The sequence below is a fragment of the Bifidobacterium asteroides genome (assembly GCF_003202755.1).
In the GTDB taxonomy this organism is placed as follows: domain Bacteria; phylum Actinomycetota; class Actinomycetes; order Actinomycetales; family Bifidobacteriaceae; genus Bombiscardovia; species Bombiscardovia asteroides_F.
Map to the genome: position 1 here is coordinate 439,255 of NZ_QGLK01000005.1, position 13,070 is coordinate 452,324.

Genomic DNA, 13,070 nt, shown 5'->3' on the forward strand with positions numbered 1-13,070 from the left:
CTTAAGCGCTTATCCTATCTCAGGATGACCACTTTATAACAACGAAGTTATGCCCAACAAATGGAGGGAATTATGAAAAAGAGCACAACCATATTGGCTCTCGTAATGGCGCTTGCTTTATCAGGCGGGACGCTATCGGCTTGTGGCAATGAATCCAAAGCTGATGCCTCGGGGAAAGGACATGTCTATTACCACAGCATGAAAGTCGAACAAGTTGGCCAGTACAAGCAGCTGGCCAAGCGCTTCACCAAGAAGACGGGAATAACAGTCGATATCACTTCCGCATCATCAGATCAGTATGAACAGTCGCTCAAGGGAGAGCTTGCCAAGTCGAAAGCACCGACATTATTCGACGTTGATAACAACAACTTCCCGAATTGGAGTAGCTATTACGATGACATGTCCGACACGAATCCGTATAAGGACCTTACCAAGAAGGAATTTGCGTTAAAGAGCGAGGGCAAGGTCAGCGCTGTCCCCTTCATCATGGAACGGTATGGGCTGATTTACAACAAAGCCCTGCTGAAAAAGTACTTTGACTCAAGCTGGTCAACAATCAAGTCGGTGGACAAGATCAACAACTTCAAAGCGCTAAAGACCGTCGCAGACGAAATTCAGGAACATAAGAACGACCTAGGCGTCTCAGGAGCCTTCACCTCCGCAGGTTTCGACCCCAGCTCCATGCATAGGTTCAGCGATCAAACGGCCCATATTCCCGTCTATTACGAATACAAAGATCAGAAGACCGACACCATTCCTGCAAAGATCTCCGGGAAGTATATGCCTAACTTCAAAAACATTTTCGACTTGTATTTGAAGGATGCAACCGTAGCTCCCACCCAATTGGCCGGTGCCACTATGGAGGACGCTTACTCTGACTTCAATCTCAAGAAGGCGGTTTTTATTCAAACAGGGACTTGGGCGTATAAACAGCTGCGTGGTCAGGGTGTCGCAGACGAGGATATGGGTGTACTCCCCATTTATATAGGCACCAAGGGCGAGGAAAAAGAAGGCCTCACCGTTAGCTTTGAGTACTGGGCTATGAATAAGAACGCATCCGACAAGGATAAGAAAGCCACCAAGGAATGGATGGATTACATCCTCAACGACAATGATGCACGTAAATATACATCGGAGGAAATGGGCTTCGAAACCCCGTTCAAGTCATATGCAAAGGCAGGGTTTAAAACAGCGAACCCTATTCATCGCGCCAACGATGCTTATGCAAAAGCCGGCAATTATGATGTTGTCATCTATCCTCTTCCGTCTCAGCAGTGGGTCAGCACCTTGGGAAACGCCATGCTTGAATATGCTCAGGGGACCAAAGACTGGGGCAATGTAAAGACTGCTTTTGTAGATGGCTGGTCATCTGAATACAAGATAACGCACTGATTTCAGCAGGCCCTGATATCTCCTTCGTGGGTTCCCCTAGTGCTGTCAGGAGCCGACGAAGGACATTATCAGGCCTTACTTACCGCTCCTCAAAGCGGCAATTTGCGTTGAAACTGTTTCGACATTGGAGTTTATATGCTTTCTATGGCTGGAAAATCAGTCCGCAAATGGTGGGCCCTGTTCGCTTTGCCAACTTTTGCGGCCTTTGTGATTGGATTCCTTGTTCCATTCGTCATGAGCATTATCCTGAGCTTCTGCCATTTTGCCACCGTGACGGATGCGAAGTTCATAGGAATTCATAATTATGCAGCTGCGCTCAGAGATCCAGAGTTCTGGCATGCTCTGGCATTTACTGTAGCCTTTACGGTGGTCACGACCTTGATCATCAATATCCTAGGCTTCGCCGTGGCATATTTGCTGACCACCAATATTCGTGGTGCCAACATCTTCCGTTCGGTCTTTTTTATGCCTAATCTGATTGGCGGCATCATTTTGGGATACATCTGGATGCTGCTGTTGAACGGCATTCTTGCGCATTGGGGTAGATCCATCACCTATTCCGGAGTCTACGGATTCTGGGGATTGGTGATCCTATATTGCTGGCAACAGATCGGCTATATGATGATCATCTACATCTCAGGTCTTCAGAGTTTGCCTGGTGATGTTATTGAGGCAGCCCAGGTCGATGGTGCCAATGGGCGGCAAACACTCTTTCACATCACCATCCCCCTGATGATGCCTTCTATTACCGTCTGCACCTTTCTCACAGTCACCAACGGATTCAAGCTGTTTGATCAGAACCTCGCTCTGACCAATGGCGCCCCATCCAATTCGTCCGAAATGCTGGCGCTCAATATTTATAGGACATTCTACGGGCGACCTGGGTTTGAGGGCGTCGGTCAAGCTAAGGCAGTCATATTTTTTGTCATCGTGGCTGCCATCGCGATCATCCAGAATCGCCTCACCACGAGTAAAGAGGTTACAGCATGAATGGAAAAGTCAGACATCCTGCAATCTGGACAGTGTTCTTCAGCCTCGTAAGTCTATTGTGGATCTTTCCGATAGCACTGGTTGTGGTGAATGCCTTCAAGCAACGCTCTTACATAACACACGACACATTTGCCCTACCAGCTGGCAAGCTATTCGCCGGTTTTGACAACTTCAGCCGAGGCATAGAACAGACTGATTTCCTGTCGAGTTTTACCTGGACGGTCGTTGTCACAGTTGGATCGGTGCTACTGATTCTATTGTGCACCTCCATGTGTGCATGGTGGATAGTGCGCGTACACAACTGGGCTGCGAAGATACTGTATTTGCTGTTTCTCTCGAATATGGCCGTACCCTTCCAATTGGTCATGTTCACCTTGTCCAAGATCTCAGACACCCTAGGGTTGAATTCGCCTTGGGGACTGTGGATAGTGTATCTAGGATTTGGCGCAGGCTTGGCTGTATTTATGTTCACGGGTGTGGTGAAGGGAATCCCTGTCGAGCTCGAGGAATCGGCAATGATAGACGGTGCCAGCGTGCCACGCATCTTCTTCGGCATCGTGGTACCGATAATGAGGCCCTCAATCATCTCAGTGGCCATCCTTGAGGCCATGTGGATATGGAATGATTTCCTTCTCCCCTACCTAACTTTGGATCTACGGAGGTTCAGAACCTTGAGCGTGGCGATCCAGCAACTGAAAGGAAGTTTCGGATCAGTGGATATGGGAGCGATGATGGCCTGTCTGGTTTTAGCTATCATTCCCATTGTGGTGTTTTACCTTATTTGTCAGAAGTACATTATCAAGGGTGTCCTTGCAGGGGCCGTAAAAGGTTGATCCCAACCCCCGCCTTTCTTCCGTGCAATAGCGCTGCGCGTATGGAAGGGGGGGGGGTTCTGTGCTTGACCGAGCAGCACCTAAACAGATATACAGCATTCGTTGAATGCTGGTTCGCAAGGTCCAGCAGACTGGAAGAATTCAAGATCAAGCTTAAATCATCACTTGGCAACTGAATCGGTCCTAGAGTCCTTTATCTATATAGACAAGAACCGGGTAGGGGAATTCGTCCCATGCCCGGTTCTTGTTTGTGCGGTTAAGGATAGATCAGAAATTCAACAGATCAGCCCTCGTCCGCAGCCACGCGGGAGTGGCTGTAGATCATCTTCATGGAGCAGATGAAGAGCACCATGCCCAGCAGAATGATCACGCCGCCGATCATGAAGACGTTGGCGTAGGTCGATGCAAGGCCCTGCTTGGTGCCAGCCAGGCTACCCGAACCCATGGAACCGTTGGCCATGAGCTGACCGAAGAGCGCCACGCCAATGGAACCGGTTATGGCCTGGAGAAGGTCGTTGAAGCCAAGCGCACGGCCGGACTCCTCAGGCTCCACGGTCAGAGTCGCCGTGTCAACGATGGGCTGGTAGAAGAAGGAGGTGCCGAAGTAGTAGATGCAGGGCGCCACAGCCAGGGCCCAGATCTTGCCGGCTGGGATCAGGAAGGCGATGGCGATCAGGCCGCCGCCCATGCAGGCCAGAGCCAAGATGACCGAAGCCTTGCGCCCGATCTTCTGGATGATCGGCCCGGCTGCGAATCCCATGATGCCGGCCAGGATGATGGACCAGACCAACAGGTTGGAGACCTTGGAGGAGTCGATGCCGTAGACGTTCAGACCAATGGCGTTGACGCCGGCGTTCAGGGTGTAGCTGAAGAAGTAGCCGACGAAGATGACGGTCATGGTCATAGCGAAGGCCGGATTGGTCAGCATCTTCGGAGTGATGAAGGGGTTGCTGGCCTTGTTGACATAGACCAGGAAGGCCACCAGGGTCACAATGCAGGCGATGCCCCAGCCCCAGTTGATATCTGTGAAGAACATGGTCACCGAAGCGGCGAACAGTCCGATCAGCGTGAAGCCGATTCCATCGATCTTGGCGCCAGCGGCATGCTGGTCAGGCAGGTTCTTGGCCAGAACGGGAATGAAGAAGACGGCCACGATGCCCACGCCGAAGAGCCAGCGCCAGTCAAGCAGGGTCATGTAGCCAGCCAGGAAGACTCCCAAGGCAGCGGCGAAGCGGAAGACTGCAACGAAGACGCCGTACCAGAGCACGCGCTTCTTTTTCTCCACGTACTTGGAGACCAGAACCAGGAAGATAGATCCGGAAACCTGCCAACCGGCAGACTGCACCACGCGGGCGGCAATGACGATCCAGATGCTGAAGGTGCCGAAGCACCCCAGAATCGACCCAAGCACGAAGACGATCGTGCCCAGGATCATCATCTTCTTCAGGGAAACGAAGTCGCCCAGGGATCCGTAGATGACGCAGACAATTCCCAGGATGATGCCTGGCAGAGAGGTGATCAGCGGCGCCAGGTTGGCCTGGTTGAGCTGCTTGCCGATGTTCACGTAGATCATGCCGAAGGCCTGCTGCTGGAGCACACCCAGGGTGAAGATGATTAGGACCACCGGGATGGCCACACGGGCCATCTTGTTCATTTTCGCGAACTCCGGTGTCCCCTCCTCGGGAACGGGTATGCCGTTCCTTTGCTCCTCGGAGACAGTTGACTCACTCATTATCTTTTAATTTCCTTTCATTTCTCTTTGGAAAGATTTATTTTCGCTGAACACGCGATATGCGGTCCACGAAGCTCTTGCGGAAACCGTCCACATCGACATCCACACAAACATCTGAGTTCTTTTCCTCGCTGAGGATACCGTCATAGTCAACGGCTGTCGCGCCCAAAGTTATTGGACTGGAGATTTCAACATCCACGAAGGCTGAACGCATCGTAAACAGTTCCGGCTCGATCAGGACCATAGCCGCCGAAGGGTCATACATCTTGATCCCCTCTTCGATGTGGCCGCCATCGTAAGAGCGGAAGAGGGAGCCGACCATCTTGCCGACTTCGCCTGCAGCTTCCAAATCATCGAGGTCATTGGGAATCAGGTGAGCCTTTCGGCCAATATCCAGACCGACCATAGTGATAGGAAGTCCACTGCGGAAAACCATTTTGGCTGCTTCTGGATCAACAGAGATGTTGAACTCGCCGTAGACTCCGATATTCCCTCGTTCTGTTGATCCGCCCATCGAGACGATGCGCTCGATATGGCTTTTGACCTCAGGGAAAGTCGCTAGAAGAAGGGCGATATTGGTCAGGGGTCCCAGTGTCAATATGGTGACGGGTTCGGTGCTCTCCATGAGCACCTTACGTTCCTCCAAAACTGCGTTATCTTCGGTCAGCAGACTGTCGTCGGGCTCGGGAAACTCAAAAGACCCCATACCCGATTTGCCGTGCGCTTCCGTAGCAAAACGGTTGTCTCTCATAAGCGGAGCAGCCGCACCACGGGCAACAGGGATCCTCCTGCCTAAGAAAGTCAGCAGTTTGAGAGCGTTGTTGGTTGTATGTCCGATACCCACATTGCCGGATACCGAGGCAATCAACTTGATGTCAAAAGCAGGCTCATCTACCAGCAAGGTAATTGCCGCAGCATCATCAATACCAGGATCTGTATCGATAATCAGAGGTTTAGCCATCAGTTCACTCCTTTTCTTTGATGTCTAATGGAAAGCTGGTCATAAGGAATCGACTCAGTACCGCTCGAACACCGGTTCCCTCATGCTCTTATTGCGCCTGAGGAGCAACAGTGTCGGCAGTTTCGCCATGGCCCAAAGCCATTTGGAAAATCGCCCTGCAGTCGTCGCGGTTCAGCCTGACTACGGAACCTATTGCCTGGTCAGGTCCATAGAAGTCGATATTGTCCAGCATCTGCTCGATGCCATCTTCAGGAATCGAGTAATCAGCAAAGGAGATCGGCATGTTCATCGAGGTGAAGAAGTTCTCGGTTGCTGTCACGCCGCGCAAGGCCAGATCCGTAACATCCATGGTTTCATCGTGAAGGCCGAATACTTCTTGGGCATACCGGGCGAAGCGCCGAGGAGACCTTTTGATGCAATACCTCATCCACGACCCCATGATGATGGAGAGAGTGGCACCATGAGGGGTGTCATAAAGGGCACTCAGTTCGTTGGCTATGGTGTGGGTTGACCAATCCTGTTCACGACCGACCCCTAGGGTGTTGTTCTGCGCTATCGTCGAGGCCCACATTATCTGCGCACGGTATTCATAGTTTTTCCCGTCTGCTACTGACTTAGGGCCGATGGCGACCAGGGTACGCAGAGCGCCTTCAGACATACGGTCTATGAGCCCGAAAGTGTCATCCTTGGTGAAGTAGCGCTCGCAGATATGCGAGAACATATCCACAACTCCGCAAGCGGTCGGGAAAGCTGGAAGAGACTCGGAAAGCAGCGGGTCCATAAAAGCCAAAGCCGGGCGAACAACGGGATTGCTCACCAGCAACTTGCGGTGCTCATCCTCATTGTTTATTACTGCCACCTGGCTCGACTCGCTACCGGCTGCAGGGCAGGTCAGGACTGCACCTACCGGAACCGTTGCCTGGGGCTCGGCAACGCCCGTGAAGTAGTCCCAGACATCGCGGTCACTCGCCAGGCCCAGACCAATAGCCTTGGCGGAATCGATACTGCTGCCGCCGCCGATGCCCAGAACGCCTTCCACGCCCTCGCGGCGGGCGAGTTCAATGCCCTCTCGCACCTTCTTCAACCTGGGATTAGGCTGCACGCCGCCTAGCTCGACATACTTGACACCAGCCTGGTCGCAGCTCTTTTTGATCGTGTCCAGAAGACCCGTGGTTTGCAGGTAGCTGCCGTCATCATGGTGGATGAGGATCTTATGCACCCCGAGTTTTGCAAATTCCTGGCCTACTTGTTCCTCAGCACCTCGTCCAAAAATGAATCTGGTGTTAATGCAGATAGTGAAATCTTGAAACATATCATACTTCTTTCTTCAGAATCGAAGCCAAATCAATTACCTCGTGAGCCACATAAGTCGGATTCGCTTCAAGTAGAAGCTCGGTATCACCGTCGCCATAGGTCACACCGACTGACCTGACTGCATGAGTTGCAGCAGCCCTAATATCTCCCTGGCTATCACCGATCAATAGGCAGTCCTGCGCAGATAGGTGCCATCGATCCAAAACATAAGAGACCATGGCTTCCTTGGTCATCTCTCGACCGGAAGCCACTTCAGGGGTAATCCATCCTTGGAACTTGTCCTCCCAGCCCTTGGTGGTCAGCAATCGTTCAAGAGCCGGCTTCGGCTTCATGGTGACGATTACGTTTCCTATGCCTTTGCATCTCAATTCTTCAAGAATGATTGCTATACCCGGATATAGCCGAGTAGAGGGGAAGTCATTTATGGTCCGGTAGTGGGTGTTCACGTTCTTTTCGAAAGTTTCCAGCCTGTTTGGGCTAGGGCGGGGATTCACATGGTTGAAAATGGTCCTCATAGGGGCGCTCAAATTACTATTGTCCTGCATGAATGCAGCTGGGAAGCCACCGCCTTCGAGACTTGCAGCATACACAAGCGAGCGCCATACATCGCTGCTGCTGTCTGCAAGGGTCCCATCGAAGTCCCACAGCACCATGTGAATACCCACCAAAAAACTCCTAATTCCTGTCGTTTAGTTTTCAGTCATACTGACGTAGCGTCTTGTACAGCAGATCCACAAAACCAGGGAAATCCAATTCAAGCGCTGCCTCCGCATTGGGTTGCTCCCCGCGGAAATCCATCTGCGGCGTACGTTCGATGTCGACAGCTGGATCAATGCCACGCAGGTGCCGGTAATCGCATACCGTCATTCCCCTGGTCAATTCACCCTTAAGCTCGATATCAATATGCATGGGAGCCGACTTGATGAGATCAGGATTGATGATCCAGGCCGCTGCGCAAGCATCGTGAATGGTGGCTCCTGTCAATTGCGTTTCATCTTCGCAGGTTTTCAGGAAGTACTCGGTCAAATCAGCAGCGAAGTTGGCAGCCTTGGTGCCAATATTCCGGAAATCTGCAATATGCTTCTCGGTCAGACAGCACTGCCTCGTCAGATTGATCCCTGTCATCTTGACATGAATTCCAGAATTAAAGACTCGATAAGCGGCCTCGGGATCAACATAAATATTGAATTCCGCAGTAGGAGTCCAATTGCCAAAAGTCACCGATCCGCCCATGATGCAAATCTCACGGACGCGGTCGACCATGCGCGGCTCGCGATTAAGGGCAGCAGCGATATTGGTCAACGGTCCCGTGGCAATGAGGGTCACGTCATCAGTGCTCATGACCGTATCAACAATAAAGTCGACGGCATGTTTGTCCTGCGGCGAATGGGTGGGCTCAGGCAGATCGGGACCATCCAGTCCGGTTTCCCCATGGAACTGAGGGGCAGTGACCAGAGGCATGACCGTTGGCCTGCTATGACCAGGGTAAACACCAATATTGTCAGCCTGGCCGATGACTTCCAAAACCTTGATGGCATTCCGCGTTACGTTTTCCAGGGTGCAGTTGCCACCGATCGTCGTAATGCCCAGCACATCCAGGTTTTGGACCGCCAGCATCATTGCGAAAGCGTCATCATGTCCAGGATCGCAGTCCAGGATTACTTTTTTCTTCATTATTCCTCCTTGAGTAATTCGTGATTGTTGAAAAAATCGTCAAGCTGTTGAATATTGGGACAGTGCCGAGCGCCCTTATGGCTGACCTCGTAACCCGATACAGCGTTTCCCTGTCTCAACGCCCCCACGAGTTCTTCGCCGGACAGAATGGCACTGATGAAACCCGCATTGTAGGTATCTCCAGCGCCGACGGTGTCTGCTACTTCGACCTTGAAAGCAGGAACATTAATCTCCGGGTTCCCCTGAGTAAATCCGATGGAACCCCGACTGCCATCACGCGCGACCACCACACGGCCATCGCAGGCAAGCTTCCTGGCGTTCTCCCTCCAGTTATCTCGACCCAGATAGGCAAATTCTTCGGGCCCTGAACCAAGCAAATAATCCACCTGAGGCAAGATCTCATTCAATGCGCCGGCAAAGTCGGGATCCAGTTCTCCATTGTCTACGCGAAGGTTCAGGTCCAGTGAAGTACGAATCCCTCGCTCACGAGCCCAAGCGAACAAGCGGATGATGCTGTCTCGTGAACCACCCGCATAGGTCAAGCACATGCCTGAACTGTGGATCCAGGAGACCTCGGCGAGCTTCTTCATAGGAAGCTTGTCCCAATCCAGTTCTTTGAAGGATTGATGGTCCCTCGGCCAGCCCCAGAGATACCGTTCGCCGGTCTCATCGATGAAGGCGAAAACACCGACAGTATTGACCTTTCGATCAACTATCAGACCGTCAACATCCACTCCCGCCGCTATCAAGTCCTTTTTGGTAAAGCGGCCGTAAGAATCATCACCCACAGTGCCAGCGAAGAGCACATCGCGGTCCAGCTTCGCAAGAGCCACCGCCGTGTTGGCACAAGTACCCCCTCCTACGACTTCTGGAGTCGGGTATTCGACCCTGGTCCTCTCCGGATTCAAAAAACGCGGAAAAGGAACAATGATGTCCACATTGGCATCGCCTACAACTGCTACTTCAGGCATCGCGCGCCGCCTGGACGAAAGCTATGACTTTCTGGGGATCTTTGCAGTGAAGACCATCACCTCGCTCATCGGAATAGTTGGTAAAGCTGAACGAATCGACTCCATATGGATCTGTCTGCGCTATTGCCTCAGCCACATTCTGCTCATCGAGTCCGCCGGCAATGATGCAAGGGACGTCAGTAGCCTCGATGATGGCCTTGTCGATGCTGCGATCATGAGTCAGACCGGTTGCACCAATATCTCCGGCCTCAGGCGTCTTGGTGTCGATGAGGAAGAAATCCGAAACTGGCTCGTATTCCTTGACATATTCCATGACTCTTTGCTCATCCAGCGGAACGCCGGCCAATACCGGGATGGCCTGCATGATTCGCAGAGACGGGAACCGCTTGCGGAGAACCCGTATCTGATCGGGTTCGATGGCATCGATGTCACCAGAAAGATGCAGGACATCAGGTAGGGCTTCGTTGAGGTTATCGCTGATTTCGTCAATATCTTCAGCAACGGTAAGCCCGACTTTGACAGCGTCGTTACCTATGGCATCAAATATCGCCTTGGCCTGTGCACAATCGAGCTGGCCTGGGGTGCGTTTGATGCTTCCGTAGGAGACGCCAAGGTGGTCACCCCCTGCATCGATGACCATTCGTGCATCCTCAACGCTTCTGATGCCGTAGATTTGGACGATGACCTTAGCCACGTTCTTTTCCTTTCTGTCCTGCTTGTCGAATGACTTCGGTAAATGCCGCAACAGTGAAAACTGGTTTGGCTATGCCAACTTCCTGTGCCACTCGCGTGATTGGAGGAGGCGTCACATAGGCCTTCTGAAGAATCTCTTGGCGCGAAAAGACCTCTTCCCTGCTTCCCGCCAAAAGAACTTGTCCTTTTCGCATAAGAACCACACGAGGAAAATTTCTGGCGACAAACTTCATATCATGTGAAATCGTGATACACAGCTTGCCCTGATCTTTCAGCCTTGAAATGATGGTCGCCAGGCGGTCATCCCCAAGCTTGTCCTGTCCGCAAGTCGGCTCATCAAACACCAAGGCTCCGGTATTCATCATGAGTACAGAACCGATAGCGCAGAATTTCTTCTCGGTGGGGCTTAAATCGAAGGGATGGCTGTCTAGCTTTTTCTCAAGCCCGACCAATTCGGCGATCTTGGCTATCCTGTGCTCTATCTCCTCCTGGCTCACACCTAGTTGATGAGGTCCAAATTCAAATTCCTTACGCACACTATCCAGAAACAGCTGGTCATCCGGATTCTGAAAGATATACCCTACCTTTCGGGCCCATTGAGCTGTTTGCGCAGTCGCGACATCAACCCCATCGATCAATACTCGACCAGAAGTGGGCTTGAGTATTCCATTCAGATGCTTGGCCAAGGTCGTCTTGCCGGCACCGTTCTGACCAATCAAGGCCACAGGCTGGTTACCCTCAAAAGTCAGGTTGACATCCTGTAGGGCACAATAGCCATTCGGATAGGCATGCTTCAGGTGTTCGACAACAATTTTCATAGCAAACCCCTGATCGTCTGAACAGCATGACTCTCATCAATAGGCAACTCAGCAAGATCAAAACCAGCAGACTGCAGGCCTCTGCCCAACTTGACATAGTCAGGCACATCAATGCCCCAATCCGACGTACGGGGGTCAGTGAATACTTCCCTTGGCGTTCCCAGAGCGACAACCTTGCCCATTCGCATTACCATGACTTGGTCGGCATACTGGGCGACGCGTTCCATGTCATGATCAACCATGACGACAGTCACCCCATTGGAATTAAGGTCTTTGACAATATTGAATATCTCTTCGCTTCCCAAGGGATCCAACTGAGCAGTACATTCGTCAAGCACCAAGATACTGGGCTCCATGATGAACGCAGAACCGAACGCCACTCGTTGAACCTGCCCGCCCGACAAGTCCAAGGGGTTTTTGTCGAGCAGTTCTTCCAGATGCATAAGGTGCGCCACCTGGAGCACTTTTTCATGCATGATCTCCCGTGGCACTCCATAGTTGCCAAGACCGAATGCAAGTTCCTCAGCCACTGTGCCGGCTGTATACGAAAGCTGATTGAATGGGTTCTGAAAAACCAAGCCAATAGTCTTCGACAATTCAGCTATGGTCGTCTTGGCAACATCGACACCCTCAATTTGAACCAGCCCTTTAGACTTGCCCACGAAATAGTGCGGGACCAATCCGACCAGTGCGTTACAGAGGGTTGATTTTCCAGCCCCATTGGCACCGATGATGCAGAAAAAGCTGCCTTTTTCAACTGCAAAACTGACGCGCTTCAAAGCACTTGACAAGGCATTTCGATAGCGGAACGAGAAATCCTTTACCTCAATTGCTTTTCTCATGCCCGACCTCCCCACTGAATGCCAAGGGGGACGATCCCCATGCCAGACAGGATGGAACCTGCCAGGACCAGCAAAAAAAGAAGCGTGATGCATGCAGTGAACAAGGTGTCTGCCCGTCTCCACTGGACCTCGATATAACTGGTCTGGCGAATTCCCTTGATACCAAACCCTCTGGTCTCCAATGTCATGCCTCTCTCTTGAGAGTCAGTCAGGGATGAAAGAACCACCGGCCCCAGCAGCGGTATGAAAGCTCTCGCTCTGGAAATAATGTTCCCGCCTGTTTCCAACCCACGAGAGTGCTGGGATTGCTCGATAACCGTTATTCGGCGTTGCATTTGAGGGACAACGTTCAAGCTCGCCAGTATCAGGTAACCAACTTTGGACGGAACTCCAACCTGGCTTAATGCGGCTACCAAACGGCCCATGTATGTGGTCTTGGTCGTCAGATAGAAAGACCCCAGGAAAACCATAAGGGTGACCACTATCTTGGCTGCGTAAAGACTGCCTTCCAGCCCCATCTTTGCAAATCCCAAATCAAGTATGGTCTTGGTGTTCTTTGGACTGTAGCAGCCTTGGATGAAGAGCAGCATGATCGTCACCGGTATGCCGAAACCAAGCATGATCTTGGCGAACGGCCTGAGCTCATGTGCTGTTGCAGCCGTCAAGAAAAGCACGAGGATAAAAAACAACCCAAGGGTAAAGTCCGGCCATGCTATCGTGGACAAACCAAGCGAACAAATCCCTACGATTTTCGCGATGGGATGCATTCGCGCTAAGGGCGAGTCAGGTATGGCAACGGAAGCAGGCCCGGACATCAGCGCGCTCCCTGATTTCTCGAGTCATTGCTTGT

13 protein-coding genes are annotated in these 13,070 nt (G+C 51.9%); 3 read left to right on the forward strand and 10 right to left on the reverse strand.

Translation table 11 applies throughout. From position 1 onward, the window contains the following. Window positions 1-72: 72 nt before the first annotated feature. The 3 genes from DKK74_RS08190 to DKK74_RS08200 all read left to right on the forward strand — a co-directional run bounded on the left by DKK74_RS08190 (window position 73) and on the right by DKK74_RS08200 (window position 3,215). Complete coding sequence (locus DKK74_RS08190; RefSeq protein WP_110413582.1) at window positions 73-1,392, forward strand: ABC transporter substrate-binding protein; 1,320 nt, start codon at window positions 73-75, stop codon at window positions 1,390-1,392. 135 nt (window positions 1,393-1,527) lie between these two features. Beyond that, window positions 1,528-2,382: a carbohydrate ABC transporter permease gene (locus DKK74_RS08195; RefSeq protein ID WP_110413583.1), complete on the forward strand. Its 855-nt coding sequence runs from the start codon at window positions 1,528-1,530 to the stop codon at window positions 2,380-2,382. Next, the gene (locus tag DKK74_RS08200) at window positions 2,379-3,215 is read left to right on the forward strand and encodes a carbohydrate ABC transporter permease (protein ID WP_110413584.1); all 837 of its coding nucleotides are present in this window, start codon (window positions 2,379-2,381) and stop codon (window positions 3,213-3,215) included. The genes DKK74_RS08195 and DKK74_RS08200 overlap by 4 nt, the downstream gene beginning before the upstream one ends. A 283-nt stretch (window positions 3,216-3,498) precedes the next feature. Here the strand turns inward: DKK74_RS08200 and DKK74_RS08205 are convergent, their stop codons facing one another. The 10 genes from DKK74_RS08205 to DKK74_RS08250 all read right to left on the reverse strand — a co-directional run bounded on the left by DKK74_RS08205 (window position 3,499) and on the right by DKK74_RS08250 (window position 13,035). Next, window positions 3,499-4,947: an MFS transporter gene (locus tag DKK74_RS08205; RefSeq protein WP_110413585.1), complete on the reverse strand. Its 1,449-nt coding sequence runs from the start codon at window positions 4,945-4,947 to the stop codon at window positions 3,499-3,501. Window positions 4,948-4,984: 37 nt separating this feature from the next. Further along, window positions 4,985-5,908 carry a nucleoside hydrolase gene (locus DKK74_RS08210; protein WP_219997365.1) on the reverse strand — a complete coding sequence of 308 codons (924 nt, stop codon included), beginning with the start codon at window positions 5,906-5,908 and terminating at the stop codon, window positions 4,985-4,987. An 88-nt stretch (window positions 5,909-5,996) separates the two neighbouring features. After that, window positions 5,997-7,220, reverse strand: coding sequence for an iron-containing alcohol dehydrogenase (locus DKK74_RS08215; RefSeq protein ID WP_110413587.1), 1,224 nt, complete (start codon window positions 7,218-7,220; stop codon window positions 5,997-5,999). 1 nt (window position 7,221) lies between these two features. Then, on the reverse strand, window positions 7,222-7,887 hold the full coding sequence (locus tag DKK74_RS08220) for an HAD family hydrolase (RefSeq protein WP_146210564.1): 666 nt from the start codon (window positions 7,885-7,887) through the stop codon (window positions 7,222-7,224). A gap of 31 nt (window positions 7,888-7,918) precedes the next feature. Continuing rightward, window positions 7,919-8,896, reverse strand: coding sequence for a nucleoside hydrolase (locus DKK74_RS08225; RefSeq protein WP_110413589.1), 978 nt, complete (start codon window positions 8,894-8,896; stop codon window positions 7,919-7,921). After that, window positions 8,896-9,867, reverse strand: a complete 972-nt coding sequence (locus tag DKK74_RS08230; RefSeq protein WP_110413590.1) for a carbohydrate kinase family protein — start codon at window positions 9,865-9,867, stop codon at window positions 8,896-8,898. Before DKK74_RS08230 ends, DKK74_RS08225 begins: the two co-directional genes overlap by 1 nt. Next, window positions 9,860-10,561 carry a phosphoribosylanthranilate isomerase gene (locus DKK74_RS08235; RefSeq protein ID WP_110413591.1) on the reverse strand — a complete coding sequence of 234 codons (702 nt, stop codon included), beginning with the start codon at window positions 10,559-10,561 and terminating at the stop codon, window positions 9,860-9,862. Before DKK74_RS08235 ends, DKK74_RS08230 begins: the two co-directional genes overlap by 8 nt. Further along, window positions 10,554-11,378, reverse strand: a complete 825-nt coding sequence (locus DKK74_RS08240) for an energy-coupling factor ABC transporter ATP-binding protein (protein WP_110413592.1) — start codon at window positions 11,376-11,378, stop codon at window positions 10,554-10,556. Before DKK74_RS08240 ends, DKK74_RS08235 begins: the two co-directional genes overlap by 8 nt. Further along, window positions 11,375-12,220, reverse strand: coding sequence for an energy-coupling factor ABC transporter ATP-binding protein (locus DKK74_RS08245; RefSeq protein WP_110413593.1), 846 nt, complete (start codon window positions 12,218-12,220; stop codon window positions 11,375-11,377). The genes DKK74_RS08240 and DKK74_RS08245 overlap by 4 nt, the downstream gene beginning before the upstream one ends. Further along, on the reverse strand, window positions 12,217-13,035 hold the full coding sequence (locus DKK74_RS08250; RefSeq protein WP_110413594.1) for an energy-coupling factor transporter transmembrane component T: 819 nt from the start codon (window positions 13,033-13,035) through the stop codon (window positions 12,217-12,219). Before DKK74_RS08250 ends, DKK74_RS08245 begins: the two co-directional genes overlap by 4 nt. Between the last annotated feature and the right edge of the window lie 35 nt (window positions 13,036-13,070).

Bases quoted from the DNA above. Each gene is read 5' to 3' on its own strand.
- DKK74_RS08190 (WP_110413582.1), top strand. From the start codon at position 73: ATGAAAAAGAGCACAACCATATTGGCTCTCGTAATGGCGCTTGCTTTA.
- DKK74_RS08195 (WP_110413583.1), top strand. From the start codon at position 1,528: ATGCTTTCTATGGCTGGAAAATCAGTCCGCAAATGGTGGGCCCTGTTC.
- DKK74_RS08200 (WP_110413584.1), top strand. From the start codon at position 2,379: ATGAATGGAAAAGTCAGACATCCTGCAATCTGGACAGTGTTCTTCAGC.
- DKK74_RS08205 (WP_110413585.1), bottom strand. From the start codon at position 4,947: ATGAGTGAGTCAACTGTCTCCGAGGAGCAAAGGAACGGCATACCCGTT.
- DKK74_RS08210 (WP_219997365.1), bottom strand. From the start codon at position 5,908: ATGGCTAAACCTCTGATTATCGATACAGATCCTGGTATTGATGATGCT.
- DKK74_RS08215 (WP_110413587.1), bottom strand. From the start codon at position 7,220: ATGTTTCAAGATTTCACTATCTGCATTAACACCAGATTCATTTTTGGA.
- DKK74_RS08225 (WP_110413589.1), bottom strand. From the start codon at position 8,896: ATGAAGAAAAAAGTAATCCTGGACTGCGATCCTGGACATGATGACGCT.
- DKK74_RS08230 (WP_110413590.1), bottom strand. From the start codon at position 9,867: ATGCCTGAAGTAGCAGTTGTAGGCGATGCCAATGTGGACATCATTGTT.
- DKK74_RS08240 (WP_110413592.1), bottom strand. From the start codon at position 11,378: ATGAAAATTGTTGTCGAACACCTGAAGCATGCCTATCCGAATGGCTAT.
- DKK74_RS08245 (WP_110413593.1), bottom strand. From the start codon at position 12,220: ATGAGAAAAGCAATTGAGGTAAAGGATTTCTCGTTCCGCTATCGAAAT.
- DKK74_RS08250 (WP_110413594.1), bottom strand. From the start codon at position 13,035: ATGTCCGGGCCTGCTTCCGTTGCCATACCTGACTCGCCCTTAGCGCGA.